Here is a 16,179-nt window from a genome sequence, read left to right on the forward strand (position 1 = left end):
TATTTGGGTCAAGAAAAAAAGATACCCTACAAACAATTTTCCAATCATTTGTTGGGTATCTATTTTAATATATTTCTAAATGCCAATACCGAAAGAGAATAAGATTACGGCTAATATAACTCCTAATATCGGTAATATAACAGTTAGTGCGCCAAATGCCGGATAAGCATCTTTATGAGTTTCTCCACAGATTGAACGAATGGTCGTTACAACATAACCACCTTGTGGAAGCGAGTCAAGTGAACCAGAAGAAATAGCTACTGTTCGATGTAACGCCTCTGGATTGACTCCTAAATCAAGATAATGTGGTGCTAATAACGGTAGTGCAATAGCTTGTCCACCCGATGAAGAACCCGTTAAGCCTGCAATAACAGCTACTGCTAGAGCACCACCTACTAGTGGGCTTCCAGGTATATCTGTCATAATCTTCACGGCTGATTCGAAAGCAGGAGTTGCTTTGACGACACCACCGAAACCGACAACTGCAGCTGTATTTGCAATAGCAATAATAGCTCCCATTGCCCCTTCTCCTACTGCCCCGCCAAAATTCCGGAAAAACTTTCTGTTGATAAGATAACTTGCTAAAATACCGCCAGTTAATGCGATAATCAAAGCTGACGTTCCTAATGATTTATGGAAAGCAAAAGAAATAATCAATACAACCAGTAGTGGGACAATACTTAAAATAGGATTGGGTAAATCTGTCCGAGTTTCTGTAAGTATATCCGTCTCTCTGCTAACGAATCGTTCACCATTCGCCAAAGCCTTGTTGATCATCTTTTTAAGCCACCAATAACCGAATACCATCATAAACACAGCTACGATAAAACTGACTTCCCACCCTGCGTATGGAGTCGTCCCTAAAAATTGAATTGGAATCCAGTTTTGAATTTCAGGTGAGCCTGCAGATGTCATAGTAAATGTTGTTGAACCAAAACCAAGAGCCGCTGGAATAAAACGCCTTGGCAAATCTGCCTGTTTAAATAGGCTAAGTGCCATAGGGTAAACGGAAAAGGCTACAACAAACAAGCTCACGCCACCGTAGGTTAAAACCGCACAGGCAACGACAATTGCCAATGCTGCTTGTTTCATGCCTATTATATTGACAATCCACTGCGAAACACTATCCGCTGCTCCACTATCTTCCATGACTTTACCAAATATAGCACCGGTCAAGAACATTAAATACCAAGATGCAATAAAGCCTGTGAAACCTGACATATAATTTGTTAAAAAGTTTGCCCCCTCATTCTCTGTAAGCTGTGGGAATAGCGGAAGCCCATTTAATAGTCCTACAATCAATGCAGTTATAGGTGCAACAATGAGTAAATTCATACCCTTCATTGTTAAAAATATTAAAAGTGCCAATCCGCCAAATAATCCAATCATCCCTAACATATTTTCCCCTCAATTCCCCTTTGTGCTTTTTTGTTTTCACTCACTTTCCGTCAGGCTTAGTGTTAATCATTCTTATTTCCATATCTTCTCACACGTAGAAGGGCTTGCTCTGCATGTCCTGCAAAGTTCTCTAACTGACAAAGACGCGCTGCATATTCTCCAATATAAGCACTTGCCTCTTGTGTTACTTTTTGATAGGTAACAGTCTTAATGAATTTTCCTACCCATAAGCCACCTGTATAACGAGCAGCACCTTTAGTCGGTAATGTATGATTAGTACCAATTACTTTGTCGCCATAAGCAACGTTTGTCTCTGGTCCTAAGAACAAGCAACCATAGTTCGTCATATTTTCAAGGAAGTAATTTGGATCTTCAGTTAATATCTCTACATGCTCAAAAGCAAGACGATCTGCTTCAATTCTAGCTTCCTCAATAGAATCTACTAGAAGAATCTGACCGTAATCTTCCCAAGATACACGCGCAACATCAGCAGTAGGCAATGTTTTCAATTGACGTTCAATTTCTTTAACAGTTTCTTCAGCTAATACTTCAGAAGTTGTAATAAGCGCTCCAGGAGAAGTAGGCCCATGCTCACCTTGTCCTAAAAGGTCCGTTGCTATCATTTCTGCATCAGCAGTATGGTCAGCAACCACTAATGTTTCTGTTGGACCCGCAAATAAGTCAATCCCTACACGACCATACAACTGTCTTTTTGCTTCAGCAACGAAAGCATTCCCCGGTCCAACAATCATGTCTACTGATTGGATCGTTTCTGTACCAATTGCCATTGCTGCCATTGCTTGAATACCTCCTAGAAGGTAGATCTCATCAGCACCTGCTAAAGACATCGCTGCAATGGTAGCATGCGGGATTTCCCCGTTAATAGGTGGCGTACATGCAATTACACGTTTTACACCTGCTACTTTAGCTGTTAAAACACTCATATGTGCTGATGCAACCATTGGATAGCGACCACCAGGTATGTAACATCCAACGCTGTTAACTGGAATATTTTTGTGACCCAAAATTACACCCGGGATATTTTCTACTTCCACATCATTTAAAGAAGCTAATTGTGCTTCTGCAAATTCACGGATATTTTTTTGAGCAAATTTAATATCCTCAATTACATCACTAGGAACTTTGGAAACGATTTCATTTATTTGTTTATCAGTTAAACGAAACGATTCAGGAGTCCACTTATCGAATTTTTCCGATAGTTCAAAAACTGCTTGATCTCCTCGTTTTTCTATATCTTGAATGGCTTCCGATACAATTTGAGATACCTTTGAGTCATTTATGATTACTTCTTCTTTTGATTTTCCTTCTTTCAGTACTTTAACCATTTTTATATCCCCTTTTGTTTAAAATTCATTTTTGCATACGTATGCAGAAAATATATAAGTAAGATTATTCTAAAAACAAATGGTTGTCAACAAGTATTTATTTTTACTAGTTTACCTTCACGCTTTAAGCAATAATAAAAGCATCCTTCTATTCTCATAAGACCCTCATACAAAACGTTGTATGAAGCCTTTCAAATAGCAAGATGCTTAAGTAAAAAATCCTTTTTACAATTTTCTAGTATTAAGTTGTTTTTCGTAAAATAAGAGATCCGTCAATTTCGAGATTTTTAGCTTCACCTGAATATTCTTCTAGTTCATTAAGCAAGTATTTTACAGTCTCTTCTACCATTTCTGTAATTGGTTGCTCCCATGTCGTTAGATTGTATGTAGGCCAAGCTGCCATCTCAATATTATCAAAGCCAATCACTTTCGTTTCATTTGGAATAGCAATTTGATGATCCTTTAATGCATCTACTACCCCTAATGCCATAATATCATTGGCCACAAAAAACGCATCTGGCAATTGCTTTTCTTCAATAATTTCACAGGCTATGTTATACCCGCCTTCATACGTATAATCAGAACTGTACTTCTGATAGTGTACTTTACTTCCCTTTAACATAGCACTAAATCCTTTTTCACGTTCTCTACTTGTAGATGTATTTTCATTCCCTGAAATATAAATCATCTTTGTACAACCTATACTTAAAAGAAATTCTGCAATCCTTTTACTTGCCTCATAGTTGTTGCAGCATACTGAATAAAATTTATTGTTATCTATTTTTCGATTAAATAACACTAATGGTATTTGATACTTGATGAAATCTTCTGTAACCGACAAAGAAAGAGAGGCATCAGTTATGACTACACCCGCCACGTTATAATTGAATAATATTTCAATATCTTCTTTTTGAATTTCATCATTATTGGTATAAACAAATAGTACACTGTAGCCATGTTTTTTTAGGGAAGTTGTAAATAATTTCAAGACCTGCGGATAGAAAGGATTTTGAACGCCTTTCATCACTAATCCAATTATTTTGGATTGGTTTGTAATCAAACTTCGTGCAAATTCATTTGGTCTATAGCCAAGCTCTTCTGCTGCTGCTAAAACCTTTTCTTTAGTTTTTGCAGATACTGACGCACCTTCAAAATAAACTCTTGATACTGAAGATTGTGAAACACCAGCCAACTTTGCTACATCCTTGGCAGTAACTCCTTGTTTCATGATGTACATAACCTCTTTCAATCCAAATTTCATCTCACCAAATTAGCGTAAGCTGAATATCTCTCTTGTACTGACCCATAGATAAATTATTCTCATAAACAAACTACCTTAGAAGTTGGGTGGAAAGCAAGACCTAAATAATCTACATACAGTTTTTAAGGAAGTGGTAATTTCCCCTCAACCTTTTTATAGTTATGGAGATTTTTTTCCTCACAAAAATTATTTTTCACTAATTTATTCTAATTTTACATTTATAATAAAGTATAATTACGTTTTATAAACCGAAGGTGATGAAATGGCTATCTAATAGATGTGAAAGATAATCTGGAAGATATGGCAGACAATATAGATTTAGGACTCAGAGATTTTAATATGCAATTCGAATCAGTCGTAGGAACAACAATCATATTAATAGGCATTTTTGCAATAAGTTTAATAGCTATTATTGTTAAAAATAGTTAAGTACTAATGTATATATAAGAAAGACAGCATAAGCTATCTTTTTTGTTTTTATGAATAATTCATTTTAATACATTGAACAAAAGGAGGTTTTTAAATGAATTTAAAAAGTATGTTAATTTATTTCATTATAGGTGGAATAAGTGCACTAATTTTTTCTTTTATGAGTAATACAATATATAAATTTATATTAATAACAATCCTATTGATATTAGCCTTAATCATTGATAAAAAAAATAAAAAATTAAAAAAATAAAAATTCACGTTTTATGTTTCTTATCTTTAAATTTGATAAGATAAACAATTTAAATGCATTGTAACAATATTTATTTTCTTTTTTGTTGGATAAAGGGTATGGCAATTGTACAGCAATTGAAAAATCGTGTACCCATGTAAAAAAGTTAGGCTTTGCCTAACCCCACAATGCATTAGGGCATTTTTCCCTTATGCTCTTTCTTCTCTTCTAAAAAATTTTAGTTCACAGAGTATCTGAATACGTGGCATAAAAAACACCTTCTTAGCAAACTAGGACACAGACCGAATAAACAGCCATATTGACAGAATCTAAAGTACTAGGTGTCTTAAAATCTACAAAATAAAAAAACAAGATAAACGAAATTCCAAGCGCAAGTAGGTTATAAACCAATATTAATACACTTATGAATTGATACTACTCCACCCAAACTGACACAAAAAATAAATCACCTCGTAAACCTTTTGTATACCAAAATAAATATTTCTATCTTTTTCACTCGAATCTCAATAAAAAGAAAAAACGCCCAAAGTGTTAATATATCAACACTTTGAACGCTTTTAATATTATTCTTTTACAGACGATAATTCTTAAATTACGTCCCAGGAGAGATTCGAACTCCCGACCGTACGCTTAGAAGGCGTATGCTCTATCCAGCTGAGCTACTGGGACAAGTTGTCTTCATGAAGTATTATCATGAGGACAATATTTATTATAGCAGGTTTAGAGAATAAGTCAACGTTAATTTGCTAAATTACTAAATTTTTTTCTGCAATAATTTGTTTTTCTTCTGTATAAAAGGAAACAGACCAACTATTGCCAGTCTTTTCGATTATCGCATAGCTTTTTTCTTTACGGCCTCTTGGCAGTAAAAGGCTTCCTGGATTGACATAAAGGATCTCATCAACCAGTTCTACACCTAGGATATGGGAATGACCGAACAGCACTACATCTGCTCCAACTTCTCTCGCTCGGAATGACAATGCGTTTAAATTCGATTTGACGCCAAACAAATGGCCATGTGTCGTAAAAATAGTCTCACCGTTTATTTCCTTGATGACTTCAGTCGGAAAGTTCATATCATAATCACAGTTGCCTCTGACTTTATACACATCCTTCAGCTCTGACGCATCAAACGGAAGCTCACTGTCGCCGCAATGAAAGATGGCATCAACATCTAAGTTTTGTTTCTTCACTTCTTGTATTATCGCTGCATCGCCATGTGTATCGCTCATAACCAATATTTTCATAGGTGCTTCCCTCCCCTATTGGAGCCAAGTAGGCAAATCACTTGCAAGCTTGCGGATTGCATTGCCGCGATGTGATAAACTACCTTTTTCTGCCGGCGTCATTTCTGCCATTGTCTTTTCTTTTTCTGGCACATAAAAAATAGGGTCATAGCCAAAGCCTTGGTCGCCTCGTCTTTCAGTCAAAATCACGCCCTCACATGTACCTTTCACTGTTTCTGTCGGAACATCTGGACCTGCGATAGCTAGGCAGCATGTAAAACGGGCTGTGCGATCTTCTGTAGGAACGCCTTCTAAATTCCGAAGGGCCTTATCCATATTTGCTTCGTCATCATGGTCTCCTGCATAACGTGCTGAATAAACGCCTGGTTCGCCATGTAGAGCGTCTATTTCAAGGCCGCTATCATCTGCTATAACATAGGTATGTAATCGATTAGCGACTGTCTCAGCTTTTAATACGGCGTTTTCTTCGAATGTACTTCCTGTTTCTTCGATTTCCATGTCAGGTGCCACATCGAATAATGTTAGTACTTCAAATCCTAATGGCTCAAAAATGGCTTCAAAGTCTTTTGCTTTTCCTTTGTTTTTCGTTGCAATAATAATTTGTTTCATTATGTACGCCCCTTTCTTCTCTAGGTTATTTTAGCATGTTTCCAATTGAAAAGCCCGAAACATGATGTCTCGGGCTTCGCACTATAGTTGTATTCGTTTGACTTGCAAATCTTTTAAGGGTAACCAACTGCTTGCGATGGACTGAAAAATAGGTACCGAACCTGTTGTATAGAAAAGATGCTTAGGTGGGTGTTCATCCATTCTTTCAATATGCAGAAACTCAAGTGTTTCTTTCACATGCTTTGCAGTTTCTTCTGCAGAAGATACCACATGCACTTCTTCTCCAACTACTTCTTCAATCAATTCTTGAATAATTGGATAATGTGTACAGCCTAAAATCATTGTATCAAACCTACTATTTTTCAATGGAGCTAGTGTTTCTTCTACTAGATTCCGTGCAAACTCACCCTGATATTGGCCGCTTTCGACAAGCGGCACAAGCCTTGGACAAGCAAGCGCTGTGATAGAGCTAGAAGAATTCAACGAATATATTGCATTTTCGTATGCTCCACTTTTTACTGTGCCAGGTGTAGCAATAACCGCGATACTGCGTGTCTTTGTCGCTTTAATCGCCGCCTTAGCTCCTGCATTGATGACACCAATGACAGGGAAGGGACAACGCTTTTGTAAGCCTTCTAAAGCAACAGCTGTAATCGTATTACAAGCAATGACAAGCATTTTGATATCCATTTTCGAAAGCTTCTCGACAATTTGGTTTGTAAATTCGATGACTTGCTCTTTAGATCTTGTTCCATAAGGACAGCGCGCAGTGTCGCCTAAATAAATAATCGACTCATTTGGCAAATAGCGCAGCATTTCTTTGACAACGGTTAGCCCACCTACTCCTGAATCAATAACTCCGATGGGAGCATTCACTTTAACCGCCTCTATCCTGGTTCATTTCTTCGTATAATTTACTTAACAATATTGATAGAGATTGAACCTGGTCACTAGAAAAGTCTTTTACTAGGTCTGCCAAATAATTTTGGCGTTGTTCAATTACTTCTTCAATAATGCGCTCTCCTTCTTCAAGCAAATGGATACAAACGACACGACGATCTTGAGTATCTCGAATACGCTGCACAAGCGCATTTTTTTCCATACGATCTACTAAATCGGTCGTTGTACTGAACGCTAAATACATTTTATTCGAAAGATCTCCGATTGTCATGTCACCTAACTCATGAAGCCATTGTAGAGCGATAAACTGTGGTGGGGTAATTGTATAATTACTTAATATTTCTCTGCCTCTTTGCTTAATTAGAGCAGCAATGTGGCGCAGATTCTTTTCTAATAATGCAATCTGTTCGTTTGTTTGAAATTGTTGTGGCTCTTGGTTCGACATGTAGTTTATCCACTCCTCAAAAGGATTACTTATTCCTATTGTGAAGTTTTTTTAGGAAAATGGCAAGTATCCTTTTTAGTCTAGCGAAAACTCTCCTAATCTTATGAGTTCAAGCATTGCTTGAGCACGACTAGATACACCCAATTTTTGGATTGTATTGGAAATATGGTTTCGTACTGTTTTCTCGCTGATGCCCAGCTCTTTGGCAATTTCCTTTGTAGCATAGTCCTTCATTAATAGAAGAAAAATTTCGTGTTCTCTTTTCGTTAATATTGAATGATTAAAACGACTCATTCCGGGCGCCCCTCCAATCCCCTCACATTGTAACTTATGTAGGGACATGGTTAGCTGTGACGGCATTTCAGGGGCTATTTGACTTTATCGTGTTAGCTTTGCCAATTGTTCTTCCTGCCAACGGACAGATTTACCTGTTTTAGCACTTATTTGTACCATTGCCCCGCGGCCCCCAAAACAAATCTCGTCTTTTTCATTTACCGCTAAATAGTGGATATCCATTGAAGACGCGCCCATGTCTGCAATTTTGGCATAGACTTTCAACTGTTCTCCGAAATAAACTTGCTTTACAAAATCGCATTGCAAATCTGCTACCACAGGTATCGTTTCACCATTATTTAACCATTCTTGCATTAACCCTAACGATTTTAGGTAATCAATCCTCGCTTGCTCGAAATAAACGAACGGGACAGTGTTATTCATATGGCCATATAAATCTGTCTCTGAAAAACGTACCTCAATCGGTACATAAAAAGTAAAATCTTCTTTCCAATTTTCGATATTGTTTATGTAGCTTTTTAACATGGCAATTCCCCCTCTGTAAAGAAAAAATGAATAGCTATTCATTAATTATACAGAACATGTAACTCAAAATCTATTACTATCCATAGTTGTAAACTTTTTAGTAAATAGCGTAGCATTATGAATCTCAAAATAAAGATAAAAAACTCCGCACAATGAATATTGTACGGAGCTTCTATCATTCTTAAAAACTAGTCCACCATGTGGTCAGAACCAAAGAAGTTTCTGAACATTTGAACTGTAGTGTCACGGTTAAGTGCTGCAATTGATGTAGTCAAAGGAATACCTTTTGGACATGCAACTACACAGTTTTGAGCATTACCACAGCTAGCAAGTCCACCATCGCCCATGATTGCGTTTAGGCGTTCGTCTTTATTCATCGCACCAGTTGGGTGTGAGTTGAATAAACGAACTTGAGATAGTGGTGCAGGGCCGATAAAGTCTGAATGGCTATTTACATTCGGACAAGACTCTAAGCAGACACCGCAAGTCATACATTTAGACAATTCATATGCCCATTCACGTTTACGTTCTGGCATACGAGGACCTTCGCCTAAATCATAAGAACCATCAATTGGAACCCATGCTTTGACTTTTTTCAATGAATCAAACATGCGGCTACGGTCAATTTGCAAGTCGCGGATGATAGGGAAAGTACTCATTGGTTGTAATTTAATTGGTTGTGTCAATTGATCAACCAATGATGAACATGATTGACGTGGACGTCCATTAATTACCATTGAACAAGCGCCACATACTTCTTCAAGACAGTTCATGTCCCAAGAAACAGGTGTTGTTTGTTTGCCGTCAGTCGTTACAGGATTTTCCCGAATTGCCATCAATACAGAGATTACATTCATGTTTGGACGATAAGGAACACGGAATTTTTCCCAGTAAGGGTTAGAGTCCGCATTGTCTTGTCGTTGAACTTCAACTTCAACAAATTTTTGCGCTTCGTTACCCATTATTAGTGACTTCCTTTCGCATAGTTACGTTCGCGAGGTTTGATTAGTGAAACATCAACTTCTTCGTAGCTAATTTTTGGATCAAATGAAGGCGTGAATTCAGCAATTGTTGTTTTAAGGAAGTTTGCATCATCACGAGTAGGGAAATCAGGTTTATAGTGAGCCCCACGTGATTCGTCACGAAGCAAAGCACCTTTTGTAATAACATTTGCAAGTGCAAGCATGTTTTTCAATTGGCGAGTGAATTGAACACCTTGGTTTGACCATTTAGATGTATCGTTAATATTAATGTTGTTATAACGTTCTTTTAGTTCTTGCAATTTCACAAGAGTTTTTTCAAGCTTGTCGTTGTAACGAACAACTGTTACGTTTTCTGTCATTACTTCTCCAAGTTCTTTGTGAAGTAAGTAAGCATTTTCAGTACCATCTAGACGAAGTACTTCATCCCATTTCTCTTGTTCTTCTTTTACTGCGCTATCAAATAGAGAAGATGGTAGGTCTTCAACATGTTTGTCAAGTCCACGGATGTACTCAACTGCATTTGGACCAGCTACGCTACCGCCATAAATAGCAGATAATAGTGAGTTCGCGCCAAGACGGTTTGCACCGTGTTGAGAGTAATCACATTCACCAGCTGCAAATACGCCAGGAATAGTTGTATGTTGATCGTAATCTACCCATAATCCGCCCATTGAATAGTGAACAGCAGGGAAAATTTTCATCGGTACTTTATGTGGGTCATCACCAACGAATTTTTGATAAATTTCGATGATGCCGCCAAGTTTAACATCTAATTCATGAGGGTCTTTGTGAGAAAGGTCAAGGTATACAACATTTTCTCCGTTAACACCTAATTTTTGATTAATACATACGTCGAAGATTTCACGTGTTGCAATATCACGTGGTACTAAGTTTCCGTATGCAGGATATTTTTCTTCTAAGAAGTACCAAGGTTTACCGTCTTTATAAGTCCAGATACGACCGCCTTCACCACGAGCAGATTCAGACATTAGACGTAATTTGTCATCGCCTGGGATTGCTGTTGGGTGAATTTGAATCATTTCACCGTTAGCGTATTTTGCGCCTTGTTGGTAAACGATAGATGCAGCAGAACCTGTGTTGATCATTGAGTTTGTTGATTTACCGAAGATGATACCAGGACCACCACTAGCCATGATTACAGCGTCAGAACGGAATGCTCTGATTTCGTGTGTAGTAAGGTCTTGTGCTTTAATACCTTTACAAACTCCTTCATCATCAAGAACTAAGCCAAGGAATTCCCAGCCTTCATACTTAGTCACTAGTCCTTCTACTTCCCAACGACGAACTTGTTCATCAAGTGCGTAAAGAAGTTGTTGACCAGTAGTCGCACCAGCAAATGCTGTACGGTGATGTTGTGTACCGCCGAAACGTCGGAAATCTAGTAAACCTTCTGGGGTACGGTTAAACATAACGCCCATACGGTCAAATAAGTGGATAATGCCAGGTGCAGCGTCACACATTGCTTTTACAGGTGGTTGGTTTGCTAAGAAGTCCCCACCATACACTGTATCATCAAAGTGAATCCAAGGTGAGTCACCTTCACCTTTTGTATTAACGGCACCATTAATTCCGCCTTGCGCACAAACAGAGTGTGAGCGTTTTACCGGAACTAACGAGAATAATTCAACTTCAGTGCCCATTTCGGCAGCTTTCATAGTAGCCATTAAGCCGGCCAAACCGCCACCAACGACGATCAATTTGCTTTTAGCCATGTTTTTCTCACTCCTCGTTCAAATAGTAATCAAGCGCTTTCACGTCTATCAGTCTATCATCTTATGCAAATGCAAATAGAGCTGAAATGCCGATTACAGATAACACTACAAAGAAAATCATTGTGATATAAGTTGCAATTCGTTGAGATCTTGGAGACTGTGTAATTCCCCAGCTTACTAAGAATGACCAAATACCATTCGCTAAGTGGAATGTAGCTGAAATAATACCTAATGCATAGAATGCTACCATGAATGGGTTAGATAGTACTTTTACCATCATATCATAGTCTACTTCTGTGCCAAGCGCCTTTTGAATACGTGTTTGGAAGATATGCCATGCAATAAAGATTACTAGGATAACCCCTGTAATACGTTGTAACATGAACATCCAGTTACGGAATGTGCCAAAACGTTGGTTATTTGGTTTAGCAGTGAACGCAATGTACACACCATAGAATGCATGGAACATTAATGGAATGTAAATTATGAACCACTCTAGGAACCATAAGAATGGAAGATTCCCCATGAAATCACTAGCTTTGTTGAATGATTCTTCACCGTTTGTAGCTTGGAAGTTTACTAACAAGTGTTGCGTCACAAAAATCCCTACTGGAATGATTCCAAGAAGAGAATGCAGACGACGCCAATAAAACTCTCGATCTTTCGACAAGACTGTTACCCCCCTCAGTACTGGAAACGAAGACTGTCAATTTTTCGCCACTAGATTGTAACGGACATTCTATTGACTGCTTGTTTCATAATGGTACAATATTATGACAAGTTTATTGTACTCTCATCCCTCATAAGCGTCAAGGTAACAAAGCTATTTTCAAATGTTGCGATAAGACATATTATTCTAGAAAAGATACATAATTTCTCTTCTATAACCAAGGCTTCTTTTTAATCAAAAAACCGTTAAAAAATATAAGAAAGAAGGAATTGCCATGCCTACCGAAACAAATAAAGAAGAAGTCACTCAGTTTGGCTATGAACTCATCCGTGACCATGTACTTTCCTCTATTTTGGGGAAAAATGAAGAAGATATTCTTTACTGGTGCGGAAAAGAGTTGGCCCGTAAGTTCCCAGCGACAGATTTAGACCAAGTTCCGGTCTTTTTTAAAGAAGCAGGCTGGGGTGACTTGACAATCGACAAGCTGTCAAAGGATGAAGCATTTTGTACATTGGCAGGCACAGATGAACACTTAAAGTTCAACCAACGTTGTTTCCGTCTTGAAGCAGGATTCTTAGCCCAAAGCCAACAACAAGCATGTGGCTTCCTTACAGAATGTGCGGAAGAAATCAAACCCAAACAAAGCCATGTTAAATTTCACATTAAATGGGATTTAAAAGATCCTATTGAGGGATGATTACAGATCTCTAACATTAATAAGTACTATTAAAAAAGTAGATAAGCTCGCTTATCTACTTTTTGTTATTTAAGGATTTCTCTTTCTCAGCAAAAAAGTCTACGATCACCTGTGCTAGTTTCTCAGGTACCTTTGCTTCCCGAAAAGCTTCAATATCAGCTTCTTTAATCTTTTTAATCGAGCCAAAGTGTTTCAATAATTGTTGTTTCCTTTTGGGCCCGACACCAGGAATTTCATCTAAGATAGAAGTAATGGCATTTTTCTCATGCAATGACCGATGGAAGGTAATAGCGAATCGGTGTACTTCATCTTGGATACGCTGCAATAGATAGAAAGCCTCGCTTGTACGCTTTAGCGGAATGATTTCAGGCGGATTGCCGTAAAGCAATTGGGAAGTTTGGTGTTTATCATCCTTTGCAAGACCTGCAATTGGAATATCTAAACCTAGCTCATCCTCTAATATGCTTCTGGCTATCTCCATTTGCCCTTTGCCTCCGTCTGTAACAAGCAAATCCGGCAGCGGCAAACCCTCTTTCAAAACACGTGAGTATCGTCTACGGATTACTTCTTTCATTGCACCATAATCATCATGGGCGTTTGCACTTTGAATCTTGAATTTGCGGTATTCTTTTTTATTCGGCTTACCATCAATAAACACAACCATGGCGGATACAGTATCGGCTCCAAAAATATGAGAGTTATCAAATGCTTCAATGCGTAATGGGATTGTGATATTCATTGCATTGCCAAGTTCCTCACATGCACCAATTGTTCGTTGTTCTTGCCTTTCAATCAGCTGGAATTTTTCACTGATAGCAATTTGCGCATTCTTAGATGCCAAATCAACCAACTCTTTTTTCTTTCCTTTTTGAGGAATCAGTACTTTTGCCTCTAGCACTTCTTGAAGTATATCTCCATCCACACCCTTAGGCAGTAAGACTTCTTTCGGTTGAATATGCTCATTCTTTTCATAGAATTGACCTACAAATGTTAAGAATTCTTCCTCAGGCTCTCCATATGTCGGAAAAAGGGAAACATCTCTTTCTATCAGCTTGCCCTGTCTTACAAAGAAGACTTGAACACAGATCCAGCCTTTATCAACAGCAAAGCCAAAAACATCACGGTTTGTAAAATCATTAGTTGTGATTTTTTGTTTTTCCATTACCGCTTCAATATGGGCGATTTGATCTCGATATTCTTTCGCACGCTCAAAATCCAATTTCTCAGAAGCAGCAATCATTTTTTGCTCTAGGTCTTTTTTTACTGCATTATGCCCACCGTTCAAAAAATTAGTGATTTCAGCAGTCATCTGCCGATATGTCTCTTTTTCGATATCCTTTACACAAGGTGCTAGGCATTGTCCTAAGTGATAGTACAGACAAACACGGTTAGGCATATTTTGGCACTTTCGATAGGGATAAAGACGATCCAGCAGCTTCTTTGTCTCAGTAGCTGCATAAGCATTAGGATAGGGGCCAAAATACTTACCCTTGTCCTTTTTCACCTTTCTTACGATTAGCAAGCGCGGATTTTTTTCATTGGTTATTTTAATATATGGATAGGTTTTATCGTCCTTTAACATAATGTTATATTTAGGATCGTGCAATTTAATTAGATTTAACTCTAAAATAAAAGCTTCTTTATTGGAGGAAGTAACAATATACTCAAAGTCTTCAATCTCACTTACAAGTCGTTGCGTTTTACCATTATGAGAACCTGTAAAGTACGAACGAACTCGATTTTTCAATACTTTTGCCTTACCTACATAGATTATGGTCCCTTGCCTGTCCTTCATTAAATAACAGCCTGGCTGGTCAGGTAAAATAGCTAGTTTTTGTTTAATTAAATCATTCATTGTATCACCTCTAAAAAAAACCGGGTGCCTAAGAGTAGGACCCGGGTTTGTTTATAGAACAGAAGAATTAAGCGTGTTTGTTGATTAATTCCGCTAATGCTTCTTTTGGTTGGAACCCAACAGTTTTATCAACCGGTTGACCGTCTTTAAATAAAACAAGTGTTGGGATTGACATAATACCAAATTGGCTAGCAGTTTCTTGGTTTTGGTCAACATCCACTTTTACAATTGTTGCTTTGTCATTTAATTCTTGGTCCAATTCTTCTAAAACAGGAGCGATCATTTTACAAGGTCCGCACCATGTTGCCCAGAAGTCTACTAAAACTAAACCTTTTGAAATATCATTTGAGAATGTTGCGTCTGTTGAATGTACAATTGCCATGTTACATTTCCTCCTTAAATGGTATGTATCGGTAGTGTAGCATAAAGAAACTAGACAAAGCGAAAATTCTGCTCATTTATTTCACTTGGTCTTTATTTAATTTCTGTTACACTTCCATTTTAAAAGAAAAGCTCTGCTTCGTGGCAGAGCTTTCAACTTATTATGCATTCACTAAAATCGTTTTAAATTCTTCAATTAGCATTGGCACCACTTCGAACAAGTCGCCTACAATACCGTAATCTGCTACTTTGAAGATATTTGCTTCTGGATCTTTATTGATTGCTACGATAATTTTAGAGTTTGACATCCCAGCAAGATGTTGAATTGCACCTGAGATACCGCATGCAATATATAAATCTGGTGTTACAACCTTACCTGTTTGGCCGATTTGCAATGAATAATCACAGTAATCAGCATCACAAGCACCACGTGAAGCACCAACTGCTCCTCCTAATAGTGTAGCAAGCTCCTGCAATGGCTTAAAGCCTTCTTCACTCTTTACACCGCGTCCGCCTGCAATAATGACTTTCGCTTCCGATAAGTCTACGCCCTCAGATGCTTTGCGTACCACTTCTTTGATTACTGTACGCAAATTTGTGATATCTACTGCTTGGCTTGAAACTTCCCCAGTGCGAGATTCATCTTTTTCTAATGGAGCAATATTGTTTGGACGAATTGTTATAAATAGGACGCCTTCTTTAACTTTTACTTTCTCAAATGCTTTACCAGAGTAGATCGGGCGGATAAATACAGCGTCTTCGCCTTCTCCTTCGATTTTAGTTACATCAGAGATTAAGCCGCTTTGTAATTTACTTGCAATTTTTGGCGATAAATCCTTACCTAGTGCCGTATGGCCAAAAACAATCGCTTCCGGTTGTTCAGCATCTACACAAGCCATAAACGCTTGGCTGAAACCATCTGAAGTATATTGTTTTAGATGAGGGTGTTCCACAGTAATAACACGATCAGCGCCATACTGAATCATTTCAGCACTCACGTTTTCTACTGAGTCGCCGATTAAAACGCCTACAACTTCTCCACCATCCGCAATTGTTTTCCCTGCTGCAATCGCTTCAAATGAAACATTTCTTAAAGATCCTTCACGTACTTCGCCTAATACTAATACTTTTTTTGACATATGTTTTCCTCCTC

17 protein-coding genes and 1 tRNA gene are annotated in these 16,179 nt (G+C 38.0%); 2 read left to right on the forward strand and 16 right to left on the reverse strand.

Annotated features, from left to right (window positions below):
* Nucleotides 1-75 precede the first annotated feature (75 nt).
* The 3 genes from AC6CHJ_RS09840 to AC6CHJ_RS09850 all read right to left on the reverse strand — a co-directional run bounded on the left by AC6CHJ_RS09840 (nt 76) and on the right by AC6CHJ_RS09850 (nt 3,972).
* Nucleotides 76-1,398, reverse strand: coding sequence for a GntP family permease (locus AC6CHJ_RS09840; RefSeq protein WP_498288289.1), 1,323 nt, complete (start codon nt 1,396-1,398; stop codon nt 76-78).
* Nucleotides 1,399-1,460: 62 nt separating this feature from the next.
* On the reverse strand, nt 1,461-2,744 hold the full coding sequence (hisD, locus tag AC6CHJ_RS09845; protein ID WP_498288290.1) for a histidinol dehydrogenase: 1,284 nt from the start codon (nt 2,742-2,744) through the stop codon (nt 1,461-1,463).
* A 241-nt stretch (nt 2,745-2,985) separates the two neighbouring features.
* On the reverse strand, nt 2,986-3,972 hold the full coding sequence (locus tag AC6CHJ_RS09850; protein ID WP_498288291.1) for a LacI family DNA-binding transcriptional regulator: 987 nt from the start codon (nt 3,970-3,972) through the stop codon (nt 2,986-2,988).
* A 556-nt stretch (nt 3,973-4,528) separates the two neighbouring features.
* On the opposite strand from AC6CHJ_RS09850, the gene AC6CHJ_RS09855 reads away from it, so the two are divergent.
* Nucleotides 4,529-4,687 carry a hypothetical protein gene (locus AC6CHJ_RS09855; protein ID WP_498288292.1) on the forward strand — a complete coding sequence of 53 codons (159 nt, stop codon included), beginning with the start codon at nt 4,529-4,531 and terminating at the stop codon, nt 4,685-4,687.
* Between the two features lie 595 nt (nt 4,688-5,282).
* Here AC6CHJ_RS09855 and AC6CHJ_RS09860 read toward each other — a convergent pair.
* The 10 genes from AC6CHJ_RS09860 to AC6CHJ_RS09905 form a co-directional block, all read right to left on the reverse strand.
* A tRNA-Arg gene (locus AC6CHJ_RS09860) sits at nt 5,283-5,356 on the reverse strand.
* 77 nt (nt 5,357-5,433) lie between these two features.
* On the reverse strand, nt 5,434-5,934 hold the full coding sequence (locus AC6CHJ_RS09865; protein WP_498288294.1) for a metallophosphoesterase: 501 nt from the start codon (nt 5,932-5,934) through the stop codon (nt 5,434-5,436).
* Between the two features lie 15 nt (nt 5,935-5,949).
* On the reverse strand, nt 5,950-6,543 hold the full coding sequence (locus tag AC6CHJ_RS09870) for an XTP/dITP diphosphatase (RefSeq protein WP_150284757.1): 594 nt from the start codon (nt 6,541-6,543) through the stop codon (nt 5,950-5,952).
* A gap of 81 nt (nt 6,544-6,624) precedes the next feature.
* Entirely contained in the window at nt 6,625-7,419 is a 795-nt protein-coding gene (racE, locus tag AC6CHJ_RS09875) for a glutamate racemase (RefSeq protein ID WP_392992981.1), read from the reverse strand.
* Between the two features lies 1 nt (nt 7,420).
* Complete coding sequence (locus AC6CHJ_RS09880) at nt 7,421-7,888, reverse strand: MarR family winged helix-turn-helix transcriptional regulator (protein ID WP_066788665.1); 468 nt, start codon at nt 7,886-7,888, stop codon at nt 7,421-7,423.
* Nucleotides 7,889-7,963: 75 nt separating this feature from the next.
* Entirely contained in the window at nt 7,964-8,182 is a 219-nt protein-coding gene (locus tag AC6CHJ_RS09885) for a helix-turn-helix domain-containing protein (protein WP_147195899.1), read from the reverse strand.
* An 84-nt stretch (nt 8,183-8,266) separates the two neighbouring features.
* Nucleotides 8,267-8,707 (reverse strand): acyl-CoA thioesterase, encoded by a 441-nt coding sequence (locus AC6CHJ_RS09890; RefSeq protein ID WP_147195901.1) that lies wholly within the window; start codon nt 8,705-8,707, stop codon nt 8,267-8,269.
* Between the two features lie 188 nt (nt 8,708-8,895).
* On the reverse strand, nt 8,896-9,669 hold the full coding sequence (gene sdhB, locus AC6CHJ_RS09895) for a succinate dehydrogenase iron-sulfur subunit (RefSeq protein ID WP_066788675.1): 774 nt from the start codon (nt 9,667-9,669) through the stop codon (nt 8,896-8,898).
* 2 nt (nt 9,670-9,671) lie between these two features.
* Entirely contained in the window at nt 9,672-11,423 is a 1,752-nt protein-coding gene (gene sdhA / locus AC6CHJ_RS09900; protein ID WP_066788678.1) for a succinate dehydrogenase flavoprotein subunit, read from the reverse strand.
* A gap of 61 nt (nt 11,424-11,484) precedes the next feature.
* Nucleotides 11,485-12,093, reverse strand: a complete 609-nt coding sequence (locus AC6CHJ_RS09905; RefSeq protein WP_066788680.1) for a succinate dehydrogenase cytochrome b558 subunit — start codon at nt 12,091-12,093, stop codon at nt 11,485-11,487.
* Between the two features lie 274 nt (nt 12,094-12,367).
* Here AC6CHJ_RS09905 and AC6CHJ_RS09910 point away from each other — a divergent pair, with 274 nt between their 5' ends.
* Complete coding sequence (locus tag AC6CHJ_RS09910) at nt 12,368-12,790, forward strand: DUF2507 domain-containing protein (RefSeq protein ID WP_066788683.1); 423 nt, start codon at nt 12,368-12,370, stop codon at nt 12,788-12,790.
* A 55-nt stretch (nt 12,791-12,845) separates the two neighbouring features.
* On the opposite strand, the gene uvrC is transcribed toward AC6CHJ_RS09910, so the two are convergent.
* From uvrC to AC6CHJ_RS09925, 3 genes are all read right to left on the reverse strand, one after another.
* Complete coding sequence (gene uvrC, locus AC6CHJ_RS09915) at nt 12,846-14,645, reverse strand: excinuclease ABC subunit UvrC (protein ID WP_249774550.1); 1,800 nt, start codon at nt 14,643-14,645, stop codon at nt 12,846-12,848.
* Between the two features lie 67 nt (nt 14,646-14,712).
* Nucleotides 14,713-15,027 carry a thioredoxin gene (gene trxA, locus AC6CHJ_RS09920; RefSeq protein ID WP_066788693.1) on the reverse strand — a complete coding sequence of 105 codons (315 nt, stop codon included), beginning with the start codon at nt 15,025-15,027 and terminating at the stop codon, nt 14,713-14,715.
* A 160-nt stretch (nt 15,028-15,187) separates the two neighbouring features.
* Nucleotides 15,188-16,165 carry an electron transfer flavoprotein subunit alpha/FixB family protein gene (locus AC6CHJ_RS09925; RefSeq protein WP_066788695.1) on the reverse strand — a complete coding sequence of 326 codons (978 nt, stop codon included), beginning with the start codon at nt 16,163-16,165 and terminating at the stop codon, nt 15,188-15,190.
* Between the last annotated feature and the right edge of the window lie 14 nt (nt 16,166-16,179).

The organism is Rummeliibacillus sp. GQ308, from assembly GCF_059759115.1.

Bases quoted from the DNA above. Each gene is read 5' to 3' on its own strand.
- AC6CHJ_RS09840 (WP_498288289.1), bottom strand. From the start codon at position 1,398: ATGTTAGGGATGATTGGATTATTTGGCGGATTGGCACTTTTAATATTT.
- hisD (WP_498288290.1), bottom strand. From the start codon at position 2,744: ATGGTTAAAGTACTGAAAGAAGGAAAATCAAAAGAAGAAGTAATCATA.
- AC6CHJ_RS09850 (WP_498288291.1), bottom strand. From the start codon at position 3,972: ATGAAACAAGGAGTTACTGCCAAGGATGTAGCAAAGTTGGCTGGTGTT.
- AC6CHJ_RS09855 (WP_498288292.1), top strand. From the start codon at position 4,529: ATGAATTTAAAAAGTATGTTAATTTATTTCATTATAGGTGGAATAAGT.
- AC6CHJ_RS09865 (WP_498288294.1), bottom strand. From the start codon at position 5,934: ATGAAAATATTGGTTATGAGCGATACACATGGCGATGCAGCGATAATA.
- AC6CHJ_RS09870 (WP_150284757.1), bottom strand. From the start codon at position 6,543: ATGAAACAAATTATTATTGCAACGAAAAACAAAGGAAAAGCAAAAGAC.
- AC6CHJ_RS09880 (WP_066788665.1), bottom strand. From the start codon at position 7,888: ATGTCGAACCAAGAGCCACAACAATTTCAAACAAACGAACAGATTGCA.
- AC6CHJ_RS09885 (WP_147195899.1), bottom strand. From the start codon at position 8,182: ATGAGTCGTTTTAATCATTCAATATTAACGAAAAGAGAACACGAAATT.
- AC6CHJ_RS09890 (WP_147195901.1), bottom strand. From the start codon at position 8,707: ATGTTAAAAAGCTACATAAACAATATCGAAAATTGGAAAGAAGATTTT.
- sdhB (WP_066788675.1), bottom strand. From the start codon at position 9,669: ATGGGTAACGAAGCGCAAAAATTTGTTGAAGTTGAAGTTCAACGACAA.
- sdhA (WP_066788678.1), bottom strand. From the start codon at position 11,423: ATGGCTAAAAGCAAATTGATCGTCGTTGGTGGCGGTTTGGCCGGCTTA.
- AC6CHJ_RS09910 (WP_066788683.1), top strand. From the start codon at position 12,368: ATGCCTACCGAAACAAATAAAGAAGAAGTCACTCAGTTTGGCTATGAA.
- uvrC (WP_249774550.1), bottom strand. From the start codon at position 14,645: ATGAATGATTTAATTAAACAAAAACTAGCTATTTTACCTGACCAGCCA.
- trxA (WP_066788693.1), bottom strand. From the start codon at position 15,027: ATGGCAATTGTACATTCAACAGACGCAACATTCTCAAATGATATTTCA.
- AC6CHJ_RS09925 (WP_066788695.1), bottom strand. From the start codon at position 16,165: ATGTCAAAAAAAGTATTAGTATTAGGCGAAGTACGTGAAGGATCTTTA.